Here is a 22,053-nt window from a genome sequence, read left to right as displayed (position 1 = left end):
CCATTCTTCTTTATGAACTCTTGAAGCAGACCTAATTTCAGTCAATTCCGAGAACTTACGCTGTTCCCAAGCGTCAGTAAATTTGTTTGCAATTATTCATTCAATTAATAAAACCAGTTAAAAACGGCTATAAGCCGAAATAATAGGAGGTATAAAATGTTAAAGTCAATCACCAAGGACGCCTTATTCCATGAATATTATGCACAGTGGATAAGAGTTTACAAGGAGGGAGCAATACGCAAGGTCACGATGGACAAGTATCTTATGACGCAGTCCTGGCTTAAGCGTTTAGCACCCGATTTAAAGGTGCATGAACTCTCGAGAATCACATATCAGCAGTTGATAAATGATTATGCGGTTTACCACGAGAAACAGACTACGATGGATTTTCATCATCAGCTGAAATGTGCAATACTTGACGCGGTGGATGAGGGTTTAATCGAGCGTGATCCGACGCGCAAAGTAATTATTAAAGGCAGACCGCCCAAAGCAAAGAAGGTAAAGTACCTTAATCAGTTTGAATTGCATACACTGCTTAACACTCTTAATCTTGAGCCTGAAATTAATTGGGACTGGTTTATTCTTCTTGTTGCCAAGACAGGAATGCGTTTTTCGGAAGCGCTTGCACTTACTCCCAAAGATTTTGATTTTCCGCGTCAGACACTATCTGTCAGCAAGACATGGAATTATAAAGGTGACGGCGGTTTTCTGCCTACCAAAAATCAGTCATCCGTACGTAAGATACAGATGGACTGGATGACGGTAATTCAGTTCTCTAGATTGGTTAAGAAGTTGCCCGGAGACGAACCGATATTTGTCAAATGCGGCTCGAAAATATACAATTCAACAGTCAATGACATTTTGGAAAGACACTGTAAAAAAGCTAATGTACCTGTTATTTCGGTACACGGACTTCGTCATACCCACGCCTCGCTTTTACTTTTTGCGGGCGTTTCAATCGCAAGTGTAGCAAGACGACTTGGTCACGCAAGCATGACAACAACACAGAAAACGTATTTACATATCATACAAGAGCTCGAAAGCAAGGATATTGACCTTGTGATGAGATCACTTTCTGAACTGTCATAACAAACAAAAAGGCGGATGTTTAGTCCGCCTTTTGCTATGGATATGCCTATGAAGTACTACATCCTTCTCGCCACATAACAATGCCGAGGCGGCTCGCTCTTGTCAATCTCGCACACAAGCTTGCCCTCGTCGCATAGCTTTTAATTAAAAATTAACCGCCTGCTGTCATTACGCATACGGTACTCTTCCTGGTAGAAATGCACCACTTTCAACCACTTGTTTGCCACTTATTTGTGCTAAAAATCACCGAAATCGGCTTAAAATCACTACAATTGCATTGCTCAAAAACGTCGCAAAATCGAAGTATTTTTCTGCAAAATAAGTATGTAAATCCGAAGCTCCGACTTCAGATTTTTTGCTGTTATGAGCCGCTATTGAACTTCAAAGCGTTTGCAACAGCATCGCAAGCTTTGACCTGATACTCCTGAAACATATGACTGTAGACAGAAAGCGTTGTCGTCTTGCCAAATAGTAACACACTTTCATATGCTGGGTAAATAACGTAAATACGCCTTTAAATAGGCTTCTTTTATCTTTCAGAGGTTCGTCGAGCAGCTTGTAGTAGATGTAGATTTCACGAGGCTGCCCCTCCACATAGGCATCAAGGGTGATATACTCGATCAGCTCCAGGCACATCTCACGGGTAAGCTCATGCAAACGAAATCTGCCCTCTGTGAACTTCTTGGTGTCAACGGAATACTACTCCTCGTGGTGCTTCGCCTTTCGTACAAGAAAATAGCCAATCCAATCAATGACCCATGGATGAGCTATGATCTTACCGACAATCTCGATATGAACCTTGTTCCGAGAGAGAAGGCAGAGGGCAGCGGAGAGTATCTTATTGCCGAATATTACCACGCCAAGCGACTGCAATCGCTTCTGAAAGTTGATTTTTTCAAAGGTCTTATGGTCGGGCATCAGATACGCAGGTGTCTGAACTGCAACAGATTTTTTATTGTGAACGGCGGCTATAAGACAAAATACTGCGATATGCCTTCGCCTGAAAATCCAAACAGAACGTGCAATCAGATGGATTTTGCCAAGAAAAAGCCCAAAGAGAAAAATGCCGAGAAGCGAACACTTTTGGCTAAATCAGAGAAACTTTACCATTCCGCTATGACCTCACCGGAATTTACAAACGATGAATTTGAACAACAGTTAAGCTCTGCGAGTTTGTACAGGTTATGTGGCATGGAACCTCCAAGGAAAGGACGATCGGGTCAGGCTGACGATAGGCGCACCTGCAAGCAGGGCAAGGATATTACCCGTTATGAGTATTCCGATTGGCTGAAGAATTTACATGTGGCTAAGTCTGAGTTTTCTGTATCTTTACGCTTGAAATATTTAACTTTTAGTGATATACTTGTTATATACTAACAAATGAAGTTAAAGGGGTGATATTATGTTAGCCATTTGTCTGGCATTGATAAACGATGATGAAGATAAAAAAAGTTTTGAACAACTAGTAAAAAAGTTTGAAAAAAAGCTATATACCGAGTCGTTTAAGATTTTAAGATCACATGAATTAGCGGAAGAAGCTGTATGGGAAACATTTTATAGAATAGCCGATAATTTTCATAAAATTCACAATTTACCCGTGTACAAAATGGAAGCTTACTTGATTATAACTATTAGAAACGCTTCTTATAGACTTTATAACAAAGAAAAAAAGCATTTCTACAATGACATTCATGAAGAAATGAGAGATATTCCTTCCGCCGATGAATTTAACGATTATAATGTTGCCGATTTATCTAAGGCAATCAGCGAACTGGAAGAAAAATACAAAGTCGCAATTACATATTTTTATTATTACGGACACAATGCCGATGAAACCGCCAAACTTATGGGAGTTTCACGGAACGCTGTATATAAATATCTGAGAAAGGCTGAACAGATTTTGTTTGAAAAATTACGAGGTGATATTAGTGAATGAAAATACAGCATTGTATAGAGCTATCGAACAAGCGGTAATACTGCCGTGTGCAGGAGAAATGGAATCTATCGCAGATGTCGAATGTGATTTTTCAGAGACTTACAAAAAGAAAGTAAACAGGCTGATAAAGGACAGAAGCAGACCGTATTATCCTTTGATAAAAACAACTCTGAGGAAGACTATTTTTATTATAGCGGCAGTTTTAATGATGAGTACAATTACAGTTGCCGCTGTTCCACAGTTAAGAGAATGGTTCGTAGGTTTGTTTGTCTCGCAAAATGAAAATAACGCTGATGTGCATGCTGTTCAAGGAGCTATTCCCGCAGATGATATGAACGATGAATTTATCTATTATGAGCCGACGTTTATTCCAAAAGGATTTGTAGAAGAAAGCAGAATTAAGGATATTGCACATTTAGGCATTGATTATCGTTTCAAAAATAAAATCATTTTTTATTCTCAAAGTCCATTAACGGCAACCCATAATATTGATACTGAAAATAGGAAAACAGAATATGTTACCGTATCAGGCTGTGAAGCGTTTTTATCCTATGATGACAACTCATCTATCATTGTTTGGAATGATGGAAATTATGTATATTCCATAAACGGAGATTTGTGCAAAAATGACATAATTGAAATGGCAAATTCGGTTAATCCTACAAAATAAAATATTTTTTACGAAAAGTGTGTACAAATTTACTCAAACTTGTATCTCAGTATATAAAGGGAACAAAATTTTGAGGAAAGGAGTGCACATTTTTTATGAAGAAAATGATTTCTGCGATAATGGCTATATGCATTATGATGTGTTCGCTTAGTATGAGTGTTTCGGCGAATAGCGTAATCGATTATGTAGAACCGGGTATAGAATTAATGTATCTGTACACAGACAATGTTAGTACAAGTGTATATCGTTCAGGCTCAAATATAGCTTATAAATGTGATGCTAAGGGCAAATCCACAGCAACAAAGATAAGCATTTATCTGTATCTACAGGAATATTCAAACGGTGCTTGGAGTAATGTTGATGTTGTTACAAAAGCAGTGAACGGACGCAGCGCATACGTCAGCGATACCTATTCATCGGCGGTATCAGGAAGAAAATATCGTACTGAAGCTCATGTATATGTTTACAGCGGAAGTAAATACGAGTATCTGGAAGTCAACAGCGGAACGTTGATTTTCTGATACATAACTGGTGTAATAAAAATAGAAAGGTTTGGTGAATCCAATGAAGATGTGAATATTTATTTTGCACAATTATTCATTGCAATAATTGTGTGATATGATGAAATTAAAATACTCTGCAACAAAACTTAAAGAAAATTACACTTATATTGAGAAAGGACGTTTAATATGAAAAAGATCGTTAAGAGAATTGCAGCTATGGGTGCTGCTGTTATGATGATGGCATCGATGTCGGCTATAGGTGTAAACGCTTATGGTACAGCTTCGTTCAGCAATGAACTTGCACATTCTGACGACTATAACCCTATTACAACTACATCAGGCTATTCAATTGACTATGCGTATGGTGTATGGGCAACATCAATTTCAAGCGTAAGCGGCTATAGCAAAGGAACACCCCGATTTAAGGTTAAGACGGGGGGCTATTCCGATTATGTTGATGTATATAACACTAACCAGTTATATTCGTTTGATTCATCCATGTGCAGAGGTAATAAAACCTATTATGGATATGTTAAGAACAAGACTTCAGGCTGCAAATGCAAGGTGTCTGGTGAATTCAGGTTTATGTAAGGATAATACATCGGAGGAGAAGTGAATCTTCTCCTCTATGTATTAATATAAACCTACGGAGGCAAATATATGATCAAAAGTATACTTACCCAAACAAAAATAATGCTTAACAAAAAGGGCTTTATGTTCGGCTTTTCGGCAATGATGATGATATGTCTCTTAGAGGTTGTTTTCAGTTCATACGGTGTTACCGCCCTACGAATGGAAGGAGACGGCTTTCCCGGGAACGACCCATCGTCGGTCATAACTTCCTTTGAAGCATTTATCCTCTGTGTACCCTCAGGACTGCTCAGCTATCTTGAGCTGCTGTTCCCATTCCTGTGTGCTTTGCCCTTTTCTTTTTCGATACTTACCGACAAGGCAGCCAACACGGATACTCTGTTGTGTGCCTACTGCGGTAAACGAAGGTACATCATATCAAAGATCACAGCTGCATTTATCGGCTCATTTCTGATATTTTTCGTTCCGCTGATGATAAACGGCTGTCTTAATTATCTCATCTTCGATAATTCCATGGGAGCAAATCTATTCAACCCGAACTGGCGTTTTAACGGCTTCGGCGTTATGCGTGCCACAGACTACCCCAATGCTCCCTTTGGAGAACTGCTGGCGGCTGCGCCCTTTCTGTACAGTATGCTTCATGCTTTTATGTTTTCTCTGATGTCGGGAGTGTTCGGGGTGCTTGCTCTTGCCTGTTCGGTGTTTTGCAGAAGGAACAAAGTGCTGACCTTCGGGGTCGGATTTCTTATCATAAACATAATGCAGTTCCTTGAAAACTACAGCATGAATGATGATATAGATAAAAAATATACCGCACTCGATCCATTCAAATATGTTACTTACTATTACTGTGACGGCAGGAGTGGAGTGAACTATTTAGCGTTTTTCATTGCTATGGGTGCGGTGATAGTCGTGAGTTCGGCTCTGCTGCTTTTCTGTGGCAGAAAAGACTATATCTAGGGAGTGAGAGAATGAAGAAAATGCTTCTAATGATCGCATCTATTGTCCCATTGTCACTGATATTCAACGGTCGTAATTTTTTCAACATTCTCGCAGAGCGCAGTCTGGGAGAATACGATGAGAGTTTTGATCTTTTGTTTATCGGAAACGCTTTCGGTTTTACAGCACTTCGTGATGCAAGCCTGCCCTTTATGCTGTACACATTGACTGTGGCTGTTGTCTATCTTTTTATGTTCGGACATACCATGTCTGATAACCTGAACGTCAGCGATATTTATGTTTTTATCCGAGAGAACAAGAGAACAAAATGGTTCGTCAAAAACTCGGCTCGTATATATTTGCAGAGCGCTGTTATAGTCCTTGTCAACGTGGTTGTGATATGGTTAATGACTGCCAAAATGGGCGTTGCAAATCAGCCCGGGGATATAGGAAAAATAGTTGGGATAACCATGATGATGATACTGTACATTTGGATACTTATTACCACCACAAATCTTTTCTCGGCATTGTTCGGCAGTACTATCGGATTATCTGTCGGAGCGGCAGCACATTATGCCTTTGTTATATCTGCAAGGTACGGCTTTGAGAATACCCTCATAAAAAACATAAACCCTTTGGCTGTCATTTTTAATATGTCAGAAAACAGGCGGAGCATTGTAACGTCAGTAATAGTAATGGGAGTGATCTTATTTGCGGTGTGTGTCATATTCTGCACCTATGTGAACAGATCTGATGTTAGCCTTAACAACAAAGAGATATTAGTGTGAGGGGATAGAAATGTCAACGATAACAGTTAAAAATGCAGTTAAAAAATTCAAAAACAGCACAGTGATCGACAATGTGTCTCTTACACTGGAGGGCGGAAATATCTACGGATTTGTAGGGCGAAACGGCAGCGGTAAGACCATGCTTTTCCGTGCGATATCGGGGCTTATACATCTTACAAGCGGCAGCATTGAGATAGACGGCAAGGTGCTGCACAAGGACATTGACGCTCTGCCCAGTGTGGGTATTGCTATTGAAAATGCAGGACTATTTCCGGACTTGTCGGGATATAAAAATCTGAAGCTGCTGGCAGGGATAAAAAAGAAGATAAGCAAAGACAAAATTCGTGAGACTATCTCGGAGGTAGGGCTTGATCCCGACGATAAGCGCCCGATCAGAAAATATTCCCTCGGTATGCGGCAGAGGATACTTATTGCACAGGCTATTATGGAGGAACCCGATGTGCTGCTCCTCGATGAACCTACAAATGGTCTTGATGACAGCGGTGTTGACGAAATCAGAAAGCTGATCTCTGCACAGGCAAAGCGAGGGGCAATAGTCTGTGTTGCAAGTCACAACAAGGAGGATATCGCCCTTCTGAGCGATAAGATATTCAGAGTTGACAATGGCGCTGTCCGGGAGGAATGATATGAAAGTATTTTTGACCTTACAGGCGGCTTTGATTGCAGTCACCCTTCTGCTTTGCTTACATGCAAGGGGCTTGTCAGAGGATGTAGGAATAACCCGCATGGACACTATCGAGAAGATACATAACAGCAATTGTGACTATATTGCTGTGATCCATGATACAGAGGAACTGTATGATCGCTTTTCTCAGTTTGACAGTGAGAATGCAGACTACGGCATTGGGCTTTACGGAACAGCCATATTTGTAGGAACTCCACAGGACAGCTTTTCCTTTTCAAAGGGCAGTACCTTCTGCACCCTTGATGTGGATAAGGTCATAAAGGGTAATATCAAAACAGACAGCATTGATGTTGAAATCAAAGGCGGCTTTCACTACGAAACAGAGGCTGAGTTCAAAGAGCGGTTAATGAATGCTGAGGACATGGAGATAGAGACACCTTCTGAAAAACTATTCTCGCTGGATTTTGGCGGCATGAATTTTATGGTACCAGGGAAGAAATATCTCATAATTGCGCAGACTCTTGATTTTAAAGAAAAAACTGTTTACAGGATAAACGGTTATCAGATAAGCTGGCTGTGTCTTGATGAAACGGAGAGCAAGATTATGAAAGAAGAATATGTTTATTCAGAATGTTGCAATAATGAGATATTTTCGCCGGATCATAGTATTATCGAAGCATTTTACGCTAAAAAGGACGATATACTTAAAACTTATAATATAGTACTGTGATTTATTCAGTGATTCCTTAATATGTGGTCATCTCTAAATTCTGTTGGCTTATCTGCGGCAAATCTTTATCCGTCATATTGTCCAAAATTCCCATGACATACGCTAGTATGCCTGCGAAAATTTAGTACAATCTGCCGAATAAATCTGCACCGCATCCAAACGACATATGAAGTTTATGCATTCACACGGGATGATGTGATTAAAAGTTTTGAATTATGACATAGTTTTATACTTGATAAATTAAAGTGTGATCGTGAAGCTATTGCTATGGAATTATTTGAAGAAGAGAAAGAAGATGGAAAACAATTGGTTTCTGATCTCACAAAAAAGCAGTATTAATAAAAAAACGACCGCCTGCTGTCATTACGCATACGGTACTCTTCCTGGTAGAAATGCGCCACTTTCAACCACTTGTTTGCCACTTATTTGTGCTAAAAATCACCGAAATCGGCTTAAAATCACTACAATTGCATTGCTCAAAAACGCCGCAAAATCGGGCTTTTTCGCATTTTACTAAAGACCACATCAGGTGTGCGGTTTAATTCAATTCCCGTACGGGTCACCAAAGTTTAAAGCTCGGAGATAGCACATTGTGCTGTTTCCGAGCTTTTGTTATCTGAAGTTTCATACCTTCCATGTTCTGCCCTACTTTTCCCCGCACACCTCACTCTTGAGTTTTTTCGCCGCCTTGAAATACTCATGCATTTTCACGTCCGCAGGGTCTATCTGTAATGCAAAGGATATCCTGCCCAGCAGCGAATTTATGTACTTCTCAGGCGTAATGTCAGCACCTTTGAAAAACAGGCTTTGGGAAACTCCGTATTTCTCACAGTAATATATTTCCTGACGTATCTCCCGACGCTGTTTCGACGAGATCTGCGCCTTTTCGTTGACTACTATCCCCGTTACCTGCTGACGTTGCGATGAACCGATAAGCGTTGTTTTTTTCATGTTCAGCTTAAAACCCATTTTCCACAACGCCCTGCTCACAAGTTGCGTTATCTCTTTGGCGTTAAGCACAGCTTTTCCACCTGAAAATGTCATATCATCACAGTATCTTGTGTAATTTATGCCACGCTCTCCACACCACTTGCCTATCCTCTCATCAAATCTTTTCATCACCAAATTCGACATCTGCGGAGACGTTGGCGCACCCTGTGGCAGTATGCTGTTATAAGTGCATATATTTGTCAGCAGCGTTGTTGCAGGCTTAGAAAATCCAAGCTCGCACATGGCCCCATAGACCTTGCCAAAATCAATGCTGTCAAAAAAACCTGAAACATCGAGTTTAAGCACTCTCTGTTGACCAATATGCGGCTCTGCATTTTTCAAAAGCGAAGAGTTTTTGCAATATGCAGTGGCATACTCAGATACGGACAGCGTGTAAAGATACCTTTCAAGTATCCTTCTTTGAACGAGCTTGAGATATTCGTTCGGCACTTTTAACACCCTGTTTTTATGCCCTCTGCCACGATGTATTATCACCTTGCGGTAATTTGAATAACACTTTTTCTGATTTCGTTTATGATAGCGTATTCGGTTGTTGCTAAGCATATAAAGCTTTTTTAAAGGAACATCAAGCTCCTCTGAGATCCTTATGATATCATTATCAATATCATTCATTTTGTCACCTCAAAAAAATAATAACAAGCGTCAGCACAAGATTCAAATGCTTTGGAGCCGAATTTTATTTAATGGAATTAAATCCGATTCGGTGAAAAAGCTTTTGATAAAGCTACTATTCCCTGAAACTTCCACAGCGACTCGCTGTAGTTATGCGTTTTGCAATATCGCTGCTGACGCTTGTCATATTTTACTAAACCATGTTATGTACTCATGATAAAAGCACCTTGTTTGTTTTATGAGATAATTATATCACGCGAAATGCACAACAATTGGTACATCTCGCAGAACACAACTAAAAAAATGGCTGTATATAAACACTCTGATATCATTTTACCAATTTATGCACGACACGTCAATGGGTTATCCTGACATTTTGCGCCAAACGCCAATATTTTGTATGAATACACAAAAAGCCACACGAAGATAGGAAAAAAAGCCGAGCCTTGCTTTTATCACCTCTCAATTCCCCCACCTCTCGAGCTTTTTCCTTTTTATCACTATCCCCACCGGGCTATCCGTTTTTTCGTCAAAATATTCCTCGCAGGCCCACCAATGATACTCTTGCCTTGGCAGGGTCGCCCACGTCATATAGCAAAAGCTCCACTGGCGAAGCAATTCCTTCTTCTTGCCGTTTTTCAGACTTTCAGGTAAATAGTCCTCCATAAGCTTCACTATCGTATCATAGCTTATAAATCTCATCTTGTTCTTTCTTTTTATTATGGACAGCCTGTGGGCAAGATAAAAATGCAAAACAACTTTCCATATGCTGCATTTGTATTCTGGGTCAAGTATTGACTCTTTTTTCATTCTCCTGATGATCTTAATACGTTCATCGGGGTCATTCAAAAGGTCGCACAGCGCTGAGATATTAGAACAATCGAAACCGTCCTGCCCACTGTCCATCTTGAAATATCTCCGCCCGTCTAGTTTGTATAAAGGCACTCGTGCTATCTGCCCCTCCTGTGTTTCCACTGCATATGTCCACAACCTCGGGCAGGATCTTATCTCATAGACTTCTCTGCCACTGGTATCCTGACCTCTCTGTACATTAAGAAATCTCTCCCCTATGTTGTCACCGACTTCCTGCGGAGCATTTTCAGTGCCTGCTATAAAAATCCTAAGCCTTTGGAGTTTCTCAACGCTTTCTCTTAGCTTGTCTTTAAGTGCATTTCGTGAAAATCTAATGTCCTCGTTTCCGCTGAGAAGTTCCCATATGGTGTTGAGATAAAAATCCTTTCTGTTATTGTTCCATATAGTGCAAACAGCGTCAAACACACACATATCAAAGTATGTCAGCGGTGCTTTTTCATAAGCCGTGCAGTCTTGATACCATAAGGTACAACAGATATCATTTCTGCGCTGACCTTTCACAAAAGCTACTCTGTAGTTATAGTCCTCTTGATCGTTTCTTTTGCCTGACAGCCCGTCATAAAGCCCTTGTATCTCTTTCTCTCCCAAAAACCTGTTTATTTTTTTGTCTATATATGATACCGCACGCTCGTCCTCTTTTATCTCTGAAAGGTCATCATTTTCCCTTTTATATTTTCTTATGAGCCTGTCCGTTTCCCATTTGTCAAAACCAAGCTGGATATCATACTTATCGCCTTGTGTGTAACCTAATACCTGCAAAAAATCCTTGTCGGTGCTGTCCTTATTACTGCTTATAATGCCGTCAAAAATATCCCTATCTATCTTATAAGCCACAGTGATAACAAGGTCAAATCTCTGTCTGCCCTTAGAAGCATCTCCCCTGTTCACGTCGGTGTAAAAATACACATATCTCAAAGAATATTCTTCCCTCTGGCTTTTCAGATCGTCCATAAGTATCTTCTGTGCATGATATCTTATTTCAAATTCCTTTTTCCCCGACAATGTTGCAGGTCTTACATATATAAACGCACTGTCATTAAAAACGTGCCTTTCAAGCATGAAATCCCCTTCAAGCTCTTTTTTCCATTCCATTGACCTGTCGTAAAAGCGACAGCCCTCTATATTGCCGACCTCAGCTTCAAGAAAGACCCTTTCTGCTATGACATTTCCTTTATTGCAAACTGTCCCGTTTTCATCGGGCTTATAAAACCAATTGAAATTGCGTATCTCGTTGGCAAGAAGAGTATTGTTTATATAAAGCTCGTTTATCTGACCGATAACACGTCTAAGATCCTTGTTCACTTCATCGGCAGAGGTTATCTTTGAGGTCTGTTTTTTCGGCTTGACCTGTTGGAGCAGTAATTTTTTCTTTGGAACTTCTGCCCTCATGATACTGTTTCGTATATATTCGTTGATGATATTTTCCAGCTCTGTGCCATTGAAATATTCGTCAATAACAGTTTGATCGCATGGTATGAGTGCCATTTTATCATAGCATTTTTGCATTTTGTTGCCAAGACACTCTACCGCCTGTTCTTTTGTTACAGGCTGATGCTCCAGATTTTCCATAACATACCGCTTCATCATGTCAAAGGAATATTTTCTTGACAGTTTGAAAGCTCCCTTTGTGCGATCATCAAGTCTTGATATAACAGACGATTCCAAGAACACGTTATTTACAGTATACACATACCTTCTCTTCGTTTCAATTCTCACCAAACGTCTTTTCTTGATTTCATTTTGGTCTTGAGCTGTATCGTTTTCCTTTTTCTCCTCCTGGTTCTCTGTTTCTTCTTTTTCATTGCCTTTTTCTATTTTCGAGTTATCTTCATTTTTATACAGCATTATTACGTTGTTATTTCTATCATCAGCAGACCGCCCTGCTCTGCCGATCTCCTGATAATATGTTTCAATGCTTTCAGGGACAGCATAATGTATAACAAGGTCAACGTCGCTGTTATCTATACCCATTCCAAACGCCATTGTTGCAACGATAATGTTATAACCCAGCTCCTTGTTTGCATATTTATATTCCGCACCGAGCCTTTCACTGTGATACATTTTGCCGTGATAGCTTATACTGCCCTTTGACAGCTTCCCGCCCTTTTTCGCAAGATTTTTTGAAATACGCTTACTTATATATTCGACCTGTTTTACAGTATTGCAGTATACGATGCACTTTTTGAAGCTTATATTATTAAGAAGAACCAAAAGATAATAAAGCTTTGGCAGGTCTTTATCATTATCCAAATTGCTCTTATCGCAGTTTAGGATAAAAACATTCAGGTCGTCACGCTTCACCGACAGCGAGCTTTCTCCCATCTCAACAGACCTATCAGTACAAATACCGAACTCCTTTGTTTTTTTCATATCAAGCAAAACTTTGAGCTGCTCTGCATTTGCAGGGGTCAGTGATGCAGAAAAAATGCCCATAGGTATCTCCTGATATTTTTTCAAGCGAGCTATGGTACTGCATATCTGAAAATAGCTTTCTCTGAAATTGAAGCCCCACTCTGATAAGCAGTGTGCCTCGTCAAATATTATCATGCTTATTTTCAGCTTGCCAGAAGCGACGGCTTCAATAAGCTCCTGCCTGTATACTGGCTTGTTGAGCATTTCAGGGGAAAGATACAAAAGCTTACATTCTGTGTTATCATCGTTGTTATTTTTGACCAGCTTGCTTACAGACAGGTCAAACTCTGCCTTAGGCATTTTATCAGACAGAAAGCCTGCACACTCAGGGTGAGCCTCCGCATACTTTTTATTGAACTCCGTCACAGCTTCAATGCAGTATTTTTTATTGAAGTTATCCACCTGATCGTTGCAAAGTGCCTGCAATGGAGAGATTACAATAGTCACGCCCTGAGATATGATAGCAGGGGCTTGAAAGCAAAGTGACTTACCTCCGCCGGTTCTCAGCCTTACAACAGTATCATGCCCCTTGAGCAGTGACTCTATTATGCTTTTCTGCTCGTTCCTATAATCCTTGAAATATGTAGTAAGCCTTTTCTCCAAGTCAGAAATATACCTTGTTCTAATATCAAGCTCCGCCTTTTTAAAACGCATTTTCCAGCCCCCTATATCAACGTATTTACGGCTTTTCCTATATTATACTGCACATTTTCAAAAAAATCAATATCCGCACATCAAATATTTTTAAAATGCCTTTAAATCGGCTATTTCATGGAGCTTATCATCAAGATATTTATCCTAATTATTTTATTAAAACTCGCTTAGCATAATATTATTCTATCTCTTATACTCTTATAATTCGTCTTTGTATGCACGAGTCAAACGAATTATTACTCTTTTCTAAGCGGCTGGGCCGCTTCAATTCAACTTTAATTTCCACATTACAGGAACGCTTTATGGAGCAGCAGGCTGCTCCTGTATATTTATTGATAGGTACTCCAACCTATCGTCATGTCCAATTTCTTTGATCCATTCCTTTTTCTAAAGTCATATCTGTGTACGCAGGTATGACTTCTTTTTTTCTGTCACATATCCGTTCCTATTTCACACTGTGTGACCATATTATAGGAACGCTTTATGGAGCAGCTCCGCTGCTCCTATGGGTATATTGGTAAGAATGGTGATTACCACATATAGTTTTTTTCTCCTATCTTTTTTGATAAAGTCATATCTGTGCACACAGATATGACTTTACTTTTTATTCTCTTCAAACGTTCCTTTCACACACACTGTGGGGACTGGTTATAGGAACGAGGTGGGGAGCAGCATGGCTGCTCCGGTGGATATAATGGTAGACAGCTAATAAGTCTGCTACTAAATATTTTTCATCTCCTGTACTTATGTACTACGTCAATGTCAAGAAAAGGGACGTTCTCTCTTCAAACGTCCCTGAGTATTGACGCTAATGCTATGCAGGCAGGGTCGAGTGGCAAAGCCACTCCTACTTGTATAATGAAAGGAAATAACACTTTACAAATTCATCACACACAAAAGAAAGGAACGATAACAATGAGATCAAATCTAAACAGAATACTCGAAAGTTCAAGAGGTATCGAACGCATAAATCTTGACGATCACCTGCTAAGTGAAAGAAAGATATTCCTTGATGGGGATATCCGCTCTGAAAACTGCACTGACATCATCAAGGCTCTTATGCTAATGGACGGTCAGGCAGATAAGGAGATAACACTGTATATAAACTCTCCCGGCGGTGATTGCGAAAGCGGTCTTGCACTGTATGACGCTATAAGAATGACACGCTCAAAGGTCAGAGCCGTATGCGTGGGACTTTGCGCTTCAATGGGTGCTGTCATATACCTTGCGGCAGACCAGCGTGAGATACTTCCACACTCCCGCATAATGATACATGACCCAAGTTTCGGCAAAGCAGATTTCAGCGGTCAGAAATCAAAAGAGATAGAAGAACATCTTGCGGGGCTGAACAAAATGCGAAAGACCCTTGCAACCATAATAGCAGACCGCACAGGAAAAACTCTTGAGGAAATTTACAAGGTCACACAGTATGACTCTTTTTACACCGCAGAAGAGGCCGTGGAATTCGGTCTTGCACACAAGATAATTAACAAATTAATTTAAAGGAGTAACAAATAATGAGTAAACAAAGAATCACAGGCGGCAGTCCTACTTACACTGCACCAATAGAAAGATACGGTAAAAGAACTCTCGCCAAGGACGTTGAACTCTTGGAGGACACAAAGGTCACAGGGCTTAATAACAACGTCCTTGTTATAGGCAATTCAGGCTGCGGCAAAACAGGCTCTTACATCTGCTCTGTGCTAAAAAACATCAAATCATCAGTCATATTGCAGGACGTCAAGGGTCTGCTCTATGATATGTTCGCAGGCGAACTGAGGGCTAAAGGCTATAACATTATAAAACTCGATTTTACAGAGCCTGAGAAAAGCCAGGGCTATAATCCATTGGCGGCGGTAAAAAGAAACAAAGACGGCAGTATATACGAGCCTGACGTTAAAGCTATCGCCGACGCAATATCTCCTGTGAGCAGTGGCTGTAAAGAGCCATATTGGGATATGAGTGCCGCCTCAATGATAGAGTTCGCGATAGCATACGCTCTTGAGGCCCTGCCAAAAGAGTATCACAACATGACATCAGTGTTGGAGCTTTTCCACACATATATCCAAAACAACGGCGACGCTTATTTCGTCAAATGGATAAAAGACAATCCCAACACATTGTCTACAAGGCTGTTTTCAGAAACACAGGCGACCAGACCCTCCGACAGAACATTCGCTTCCACTGCAGGAATAGCCGCTTCACATCTCAACTGCTTCAACATGAAAGAGCTGAGATACATCTTTAACAACAAGATATCCGTCAATCTTGCGGATATAGGGAGAAGAAAGACCGCAGTATTCATAAAGACAAGTGACACAGAGCATAATCTCGACAATCTTGTGAGCTTGTTCTATACCCAGACCTTGCAGGCACTGTGCAGAGAAGCTGATAACAGCCCTAAAGGCAGGCTTCCAGTGCCTGTGCATATGATACTTGACGACTTTGGTGCTACAAGCGCATATATCAGTAACTTCGACAAGAACATCTCCACCATAAGGTCAAGAGATATCTACGCATCACTGATAATACAGAGCCTGTCACAGCTTGCCACCATGTATGACGCAAACGCCGCCAAGACTATCATAAACAACTGCGACACACTGCTTTTCATGGGCTGCAACGACCCTGACACTGCAAGAATGATAGCGGACAGAGCGTCAAAGACCATGGACAACATACTCTGTATGCCAAGGGACAAGGTCTATGTGATATTCTCAGGCAGACAGGCTATGCTTGCAGACAAGATCGCACCATACAGTATGCTTCAAAAAGATCATCAGATAAGTATGTAAAAAATTACAAAAGGAGTAAAAACCATGCTACTAAATACAAATCAATTCTCTGAACTGCATTTTATAAAACAAGCCGTCAGAGATCTAATGGCACTTCCGCTGGAGAAGCTGACCTCTTACAGCACCCCAGCAGGTGAAAAGAGAGGCATTGACATCATCGCAGAGCAGATAGAGAAATACTTCCACATCAGCGCAAGCGATTGCATGAAAATGACCTTCGGCGAGCTTGTGGCTCTTATGGACGAGCTTGACACATATGCACAAATAATAAGCACCGATGCCGACAGCGAGGACGAGATAAGATGCTATTCGGCTTATGTAAGAAAAATGCTCGTCTTAAATCGACAGCTTCCGGAAGTGCAGATATACAACGCCATAAACGTCAAAGAATACTTAGGCTATCTGAACACACTCTGCATGGGCTCAAACACCAGATACCCTGCCAATGACAGATTTCTGTTGTCCAAACTTCAGATACAGCTTGAAAAAGTGCTGAAACAAGACCCTAACATGAGCTTAGGCAGTGCATTTGATATACTTGACAGAAAAGTCTGTGCATTCTGGATCCCATGGTGCATTTTTATTGACAACTACGCCGAACAGATACGTGACGCTTATGACATGAGGTGGTGGCTCATAGCCTCGGCTTCTGACATCATCTTGTCATACCCCTATAATGCGGCGGATATAATAGAGCGCTACAAGGGCGACCTGCCGCTTACCACAGCCCCCATTCCCGACGAACAGACCGCCATATCATCACAGAGCATAGAAAAAGGACATTAACATATAACCAACGATCATTAATTTTCTTTACCTTGATTTTTTCAATCACCTGATTCTATGCTCTGCTAAATGATCTGCTCTCTGTTCTGAGGGTGCAAATAGAACAAGTGACATGGCTCACTGCTGTTCGGCACAGCCATGTCGGCATTGTTCTTTACAAACGTTCATCGCCTTACACTGGTGTGAACGCCTCAAGCGGCGTTGCCGCTTCAATTTATACAATGGTAGGCAATAATGCTTACTAAACTTAAATTTTATAACGAAAGGACACCAACACTATGAAAAAAACAATTAATTTAAAAGACATCATCCATGAATACGAGAACATGACTCTCGAAAACGCCATTACTGTGATAATGGACACACCGCTGTCAAAGCTTCTTAACTTAACGGAGAATGACAAGGACATTGTTTTCAGCGAGCTTGAATGTAACTATGCCACCGCCCGTGACAAGTTCACGTTCAGAGACTTCATAGACGTATATCCAAGCTTCCTCAAGGACACAGGTATGACCATGAGAGGCGAAATAAGGTCTGCCGCAGACCAATACACTGAGCTTGCCGACACCATTGAGTATATGTGCAACATGGCTGAGCAAGCTGAGAGGATAGGCAAAATAAGGCTTGTCATGGAGGGCAAAGCGCCGCTTCCAATAAACATCAAGGGCTTCACAGACAATGCCAAGATGATATGCGCACTGAACGTCCTCTGCTCAATGGAGCTGAACGACTATTTTGCACAGGTAGGCAGACTCTATAACATCACCCCTGACGTATATCCATTTTGCAGTAAGCTTGTGAACAACGTTGGCTGTACAGTGGGCAAAATGCTTATAGCGGCAAGAGACACTATACCGAGCAACTGCGCATACATGATATTCGAGGAGCTGATATTAGCACCGTTCAGCATTGCCCGTATGCGTGAAAATTTCAAAAGGCGCAGAAGACGTCAACAAAACACCAAGAAAGGAGTGGAATAAAAATGCCACAAACAGAAGATATAGAATACATCAAGAAATATGAGGCGTATGATTGTATCAACGACTCCGAGGACGATGATTTTGACCCACTGGACGAGCTTTACGAGCCTGATCCTGTGGAGATTCAAAACACGAGCCAAAATCCATTTACAGCAAAGGTATTTGACCCCGAAACAATGTTTTTCGACCTTGCCGAAGCAAGAAAGACAGAAACAAAATTCAGAGAGAACATACTCTCTATGATGATGTCTGTTCTCATAAGCTCGGACAAGCCCAACGCACTGCTCTGCGGTCCTGCAGGCTGTGGAAAAACCAAAATAGTGGAGGAGCTTGCCTACAGGCTCAAAAACAGCGAGAACATCGTACCACAGTTCAAAGGCTATAGGATATATGCCCTCCAGCTCTCTGATATCGTGGCAGATTCAGGTCTTATGGGCGACCTTGAAAACAAGGTCAAAATGCTCATAAACTATATGAGCGACCAGGACGAGAAGCGAATTTTGTTTATCGACGAAATACATATGCTTTTTCAGGAAAAGGCATATCGGATCGTCGCTCAGATCTTGAAGCCTGCTCTGAGCCGTGGGAAAATAAAGCTCATAGGAGCGACAACGACCCAGGAAGCAAATCTCATCGACAGCGACCCTGCCTTTTGCAGGCGTATGACAAAGATAATAGTTGACGAAGCAGACCATGAGCAGACAGTGGAGATCCTTCTCAGCATGAACGAGCATTTTGCCAAACACTATAACATCTCGTTCGCTTTGAGCCGAAACAAGGCAGAGCACATTGTGGATATCGCAGACGAATTTTGCTACTCAGGCTCACACCGCCCTGACAATGCCATAACGCTACTTGACCGCTCCATAGCTTCCGCCGTGGTGAAGAACGCTTCTGACAAGAAGATGAAAATTACTCTCACCGACCGCCATATAAAAGAAACGGCTTTCCGCATGACATCAGGTCACAGCACGCCCCACGCCTTTAACGAGAGAGCCTTTCGCCGTGACCTCTCAGCCGTCTGCGGTCAGGAAGCTATCATAGACGACCTTGTCAACGTGCTTAAGCTCCATTCTCTCCACATCAGACCGACCAAAAAGCCTTTTACAATGCTTTTTATCGGACCAAGCGGAGTGGGCAAAACAGAGGTCGCAAAGATAATAGCCAAAAACTGTGCAGGCGAGAAACCTATCACACTGAATATGTCGGAATTCTATTATGACGCAGGCATAAACCGCATTATAGGCTCGCCTGCAGGCTATCTTGGAAGCGACAGCAATGTTGAACTGCCCTTTGATAAGCTCAAATCAAATCCCTATCAGGTGATACTCCTTGACGAGTTTGAAAAGTGCGACAGATCCGTACAAAGGCTGTTCATGTCTGTCTTTGACGAGGGCATTCTCACCACAAGTCAAGGAAACGTTATAGACTTCTCAAAGTCCATAATAATAGCCACCACCAACGCAGGCTGTACCGCAAAGAGCAGAAGCATTGGATTCAACTCAGACAGCACATCAGAAACACAACTCATAAGCGACCTTTCCGACTATTTTGACGTCGAGCTTATCAACCGCTTCTCACAGAAATACACTTTCAGCGAGATATCAAGGTCGGTGTACAGAAAGATAGTGGAAAACAGGCTTGTGAGCGAAATAAAAGTCATCAAAAGGCTTCACCCTGAGCTGAATATGGACTCCCTGTTCAGTGCAGACGAGCTTGCAAAGGCAGTAGATAAGATAACAGCCGACACCTACAACGTCAAATCAGGTGCAAGACCTGCCATCACAGCAGTAAGCAAGTTCATTGACAGCAGGTTCCTTTCACACTTCTCACGCATGGCAAAAACATACAGGCCAAACCAAAACTAACGCTCCGCCACAAAATACTAATGACCGCACCTTTCACGGGTGCGGTCATTTTTTTACTTCTGACAATTTTACTCTTATTAAACAGATATAAAGAAAAGAAAGATAAAAAAAGCCCGAATTATGTTATTAGGATATGTCACACCCACTGCATATCACGCTAAACAGCCAATATTACGATGTGATTTTTGCATTTGATGTGCGGGAATTGGATTTTTTCTATATGATCTTACCGTCAGACACTTCGATAACACGACTGCATTGTTCTGCGACTTTTGGATCGTGAGTAACGATAACGACTGTTTTTCCCTCTTTGTTAAGGCGTTTGAAAAGCTCCATTATCTCGGCCGAGGTCTTTGTGTCCAGCGCTCCTGTAGGCTCGTCCGCAAGTATCATGGCAGGCTCGTTGACAATTGCTCTGGCTATAGCAACACGCTGCTTCTGTCCTCCCGAAAGCTTGTTGCAAGGCTTCTTAGAAAGATCCCCCATACCAACAGCTTTTAATGCTTCAAGAGCTTTTTCTTTTTTATTCTTTATCTTTTTCTTTGCAAAATCCAATGGAATCAATACGTTTTCAAGGGCAGAAAAATCCTCAACAAGTGCAAAGTCCTGCATTACAATGCCTATCTTTTCATTCCTTATCTGTGCATACTGCCCCTCCGATAAATTTTTTACCAAAGTGCCGTCAATTGTGTACTCACCACTCTGATAGCTGTCTATGCAGGCAAGGATATGCAAAAGTGTGGATTTTCCTGCGCCTGATTTTCCAATTATCGCTACCATTTCACCGTCTGATATCTCGCATGATACCCCATGCAAAGCCTCATATTCATTGGCTTTCTTTGGATTATATATCTTTATTATTTTATCAAGCTTTATCATTATAATGCCTCTCTTATTCATTTATCATCAAGATCTCATTTGGTGTATTTCGTCTCATTATAACGCCCGGTATCAAAGGTGAGATCAGAATGTTCAAGATAACGATACATACACAGCCGATCAAGTGCAGCCAACCAAAACTTATCACTGTATTTCCCATAAATTTGCTCATAGTAAGAACATTTGAAATACACACTGCAATGGCGGCTGCCATAACTGCGGTCATAAGATCACACACAAGATCTATCTTGATATATGCGTTCCACTTTGCTCCGCAGAGATAATAGATACCATAATCTCCAAGTCTCTTTTTTATGTTCACTGCCGAAGCCGAAACTGAGCTTACAATAACAAGAACTATCACGCATATAAGCATTGGAACAAGCTTGATAAGCTGACCATTAATATAGACAAGCGAATTTTCTCTGAAATCCTCAAAGTCAAAAACCCTGCCATAATCCCTCAGATATAATTCAAGCTCCTTAAAACGCTCATTGCTTACATTATCCTTTAACGTTACTATTTGATTGCCGCAAGGGTATATTTTACAGTTTATATCTTTAAGACAGTCTGTCGGAACTATCAGCATCATGTTGCCATGCTTATTGACATTAGCATAAAGATCTCTGAAATCAGGCTTTTCTTTTATACTATCCTCAGTGCCTAAATATGCAGATGAAAACCCCAGCAACTGTGAGCCGTCAGCTATGACACCGACAATTTCCACCTTGTTCTTAACATACTCATACTTATAAGGATCAGCATAGTCAAAATCCTCATCATCAGGGGACATCTCCCCTACTTTCTCTTTGTGCATAATGGTAACTATGTCACCCGTTTTGTAGTTGCTGTTTTCAGTCACAACAGCAGGTATCAGATCTCCGTTAGCCGACGCATTAGACAGCCATTTTCCCGAACTCATCTGCGGCGTAAATGACTTTATCATATCTTCAGATAAAGCATTAACGCTCATTCTATCGTCACCAAGTCCATTAGATAGATCTTTTGATGACGGAGAATAATACAAGCTTGTATCATATCCGCTTGTCACCGACTCCACATCATCAATATTTTTAAGCTCACTGTCAAGAGGAGCAGTATCATATATATTACATATATATAGTCCCTTGCCATCAGGAAAGTATTTCTTTACAGGAGTATACATCTCTATTCTTGAAAGAACAGAAGAAACAGCCGCCGTCATTATAATAAATGCAATGGCGAGCTGAACAGCGATAAAAATATTGCTGTAGATATTTCTTGCAAATTCTTTTAAACCATATTTTATCAT

The 22,053-nt window shown here is 41.1% G+C and carries 19 protein-coding genes; 15 read left to right on the top strand and 4 right to left on the bottom strand.

Annotated elements, in window-relative coordinates; all coding sequences use genetic code 11:
* Nucleotides 1–156 precede the first annotated feature (156 nt).
* The 10 genes from AB5627_RS07715 (at nt 157) to AB5627_RS07670 (ending at nt 7,892) form a co-directional block, all read left to right on the top strand.
* Entirely contained in the window at nt 157–1,089 is a 933-nt protein-coding gene (locus tag AB5627_RS07715) for a site-specific integrase (protein ID WP_022126623.1), read from the top strand.
* 651 nt (nt 1,090–1,740) lie between these two features.
* Nucleotides 1,741–2,466: a DUF6076 domain-containing protein gene (locus AB5627_RS07710; RefSeq protein WP_158455044.1), complete on the top strand. Its 726-nt coding sequence runs from the start codon at nt 1,741–1,743 to the stop codon at nt 2,464–2,466.
* Nucleotides 2,467–2,491: 25 nt separating this feature from the next.
* A complete protein-coding gene (locus tag AB5627_RS07705; protein ID WP_022127444.1) occupies nt 2,492–3,025 on the top strand; it encodes an RNA polymerase sigma factor in 534 nt (177 codons plus the stop codon).
* Nucleotides 3,018–3,695 carry a DUF4367 domain-containing protein gene (locus AB5627_RS07700; RefSeq protein ID WP_022127445.1) on the top strand — a complete coding sequence of 226 codons (678 nt, stop codon included), beginning with the start codon at nt 3,018–3,020 and terminating at the stop codon, nt 3,693–3,695. The genes AB5627_RS07705 and AB5627_RS07700 overlap by 8 nt, the downstream gene beginning before the upstream one ends.
* A gap of 95 nt (nt 3,696–3,790) precedes the next feature.
* Nucleotides 3,791–4,216 carry a hypothetical protein gene (locus tag AB5627_RS07695; protein ID WP_022127446.1) on the top strand — a complete coding sequence of 142 codons (426 nt, stop codon included), beginning with the start codon at nt 3,791–3,793 and terminating at the stop codon, nt 4,214–4,216.
* Between the two features lie 168 nt (nt 4,217–4,384).
* The gene (locus tag AB5627_RS07690) at nt 4,385–4,789 is read left to right on the top strand and encodes a hypothetical protein (protein WP_022127447.1); all 405 of its coding nucleotides are present in this window, start codon (nt 4,385–4,387) and stop codon (nt 4,787–4,789) included.
* 69 nt (nt 4,790–4,858) lie between these two features.
* The gene (locus AB5627_RS07685) at nt 4,859–5,749 is read left to right on the top strand and encodes a hypothetical protein (protein WP_022127448.1); all 891 of its coding nucleotides are present in this window, start codon (nt 4,859–4,861) and stop codon (nt 5,747–5,749) included.
* Between the two features lie 11 nt (nt 5,750–5,760).
* Nucleotides 5,761–6,516, top strand: coding sequence for a DUF2705 family protein (locus tag AB5627_RS07680; protein ID WP_022127449.1), 756 nt, complete (start codon nt 5,761–5,763; stop codon nt 6,514–6,516).
* 10 nt (nt 6,517–6,526) lie between these two features.
* Nucleotides 6,527–7,162 (top strand): ABC transporter ATP-binding protein, encoded by a 636-nt coding sequence (locus AB5627_RS07675; RefSeq protein WP_022127450.1) that lies wholly within the window; start codon nt 6,527–6,529, stop codon nt 7,160–7,162.
* 1 nt (nt 7,163) lies between these two features.
* Entirely contained in the window at nt 7,164–7,892 is a 729-nt protein-coding gene (locus AB5627_RS07670; RefSeq protein WP_022127451.1) for a hypothetical protein, read from the top strand.
* A gap of 645 nt (nt 7,893–8,537) precedes the next feature.
* On the opposite strand, the gene AB5627_RS07665 is transcribed toward AB5627_RS07670, so the two are convergent.
* Both AB5627_RS07665 and AB5627_RS07660 read right to left on the bottom strand, forming a co-directional pair.
* Entirely contained in the window at nt 8,538–9,515 is a 978-nt protein-coding gene (locus AB5627_RS07665; RefSeq protein ID WP_022288087.1) for a reverse transcriptase family protein, read from the bottom strand.
* A 462-nt stretch (nt 9,516–9,977) separates the two neighbouring features.
* Nucleotides 9,978–13,454 carry a DEAD/DEAH box helicase gene (locus AB5627_RS07660; protein WP_333635232.1) on the bottom strand — a complete coding sequence of 1,159 codons (3,477 nt, stop codon included), beginning with the start codon at nt 13,452–13,454 and terminating at the stop codon, nt 9,978–9,980.
* Nucleotides 13,455–14,369: 915 nt separating this feature from the next.
* Between AB5627_RS07660 and AB5627_RS07655 the strand changes: the two genes are divergently transcribed.
* The 5 genes from AB5627_RS07655 (at nt 14,370) to AB5627_RS07635 (ending at nt 19,883) form a co-directional block, all read left to right on the top strand.
* A complete protein-coding gene (locus AB5627_RS07655) occupies nt 14,370–14,957 on the top strand; it encodes a ClpP family protease (RefSeq protein WP_265290867.1) in 588 nt (195 codons plus the stop codon).
* A 14-nt stretch (nt 14,958–14,971) separates the two neighbouring features.
* The gene (locus tag AB5627_RS07650) at nt 14,972–16,249 is read left to right on the top strand and encodes a VirD4-like conjugal transfer protein, CD1115 family (protein ID WP_265290866.1); all 1,278 of its coding nucleotides are present in this window, start codon (nt 14,972–14,974) and stop codon (nt 16,247–16,249) included.
* Between the two features lie 24 nt (nt 16,250–16,273).
* The gene (locus tag AB5627_RS07645) at nt 16,274–17,035 is read left to right on the top strand and encodes a hypothetical protein (RefSeq protein ID WP_022288379.1); all 762 of its coding nucleotides are present in this window, start codon (nt 16,274–16,276) and stop codon (nt 17,033–17,035) included.
* 278 nt (nt 17,036–17,313) lie between these two features.
* Nucleotides 17,314–18,015 carry a hypothetical protein gene (locus tag AB5627_RS07640; protein ID WP_022288378.1) on the top strand — a complete coding sequence of 234 codons (702 nt, stop codon included), beginning with the start codon at nt 17,314–17,316 and terminating at the stop codon, nt 18,013–18,015.
* Between the two features lie 2 nt (nt 18,016–18,017).
* On the top strand, nt 18,018–19,883 hold the full coding sequence (locus AB5627_RS07635; RefSeq protein ID WP_022288377.1) for an AAA family ATPase: 1,866 nt from the start codon (nt 18,018–18,020) through the stop codon (nt 19,881–19,883).
* A gap of 216 nt (nt 19,884–20,099) precedes the next feature.
* On the opposite strand, the gene AB5627_RS07630 is transcribed toward AB5627_RS07635, so the two are convergent.
* Together AB5627_RS07630 and AB5627_RS07625 are read right to left on the bottom strand one after the other, a co-directional pair.
* Nucleotides 20,100–20,762: an ABC transporter ATP-binding protein gene (locus AB5627_RS07630; RefSeq protein ID WP_022288376.1), complete on the bottom strand. Its 663-nt coding sequence runs from the start codon at nt 20,760–20,762 to the stop codon at nt 20,100–20,102.
* A gap of 13 nt (nt 20,763–20,775) precedes the next feature.
* Nucleotides 20,776–22,053 carry a hypothetical protein gene (locus tag AB5627_RS07625; RefSeq protein ID WP_265290864.1) on the bottom strand — a complete coding sequence of 426 codons (1,278 nt, stop codon included), beginning with the start codon at nt 22,051–22,053 and terminating at the stop codon, nt 20,776–20,778.

This window comes from Ruminococcus sp. RTP21198st1_G1_RTP21198_201120, from assembly GCF_040924265.1.
In the GTDB taxonomy this organism is placed as follows: domain Bacteria; phylum Bacillota; class Clostridia; order Oscillospirales; family Ruminococcaceae; genus Hominimerdicola; species Hominimerdicola aceti.
Note: the sequence above shows the minus strand (reverse complement) of the source record. Positions and strands in the feature narration are given on the sequence as shown.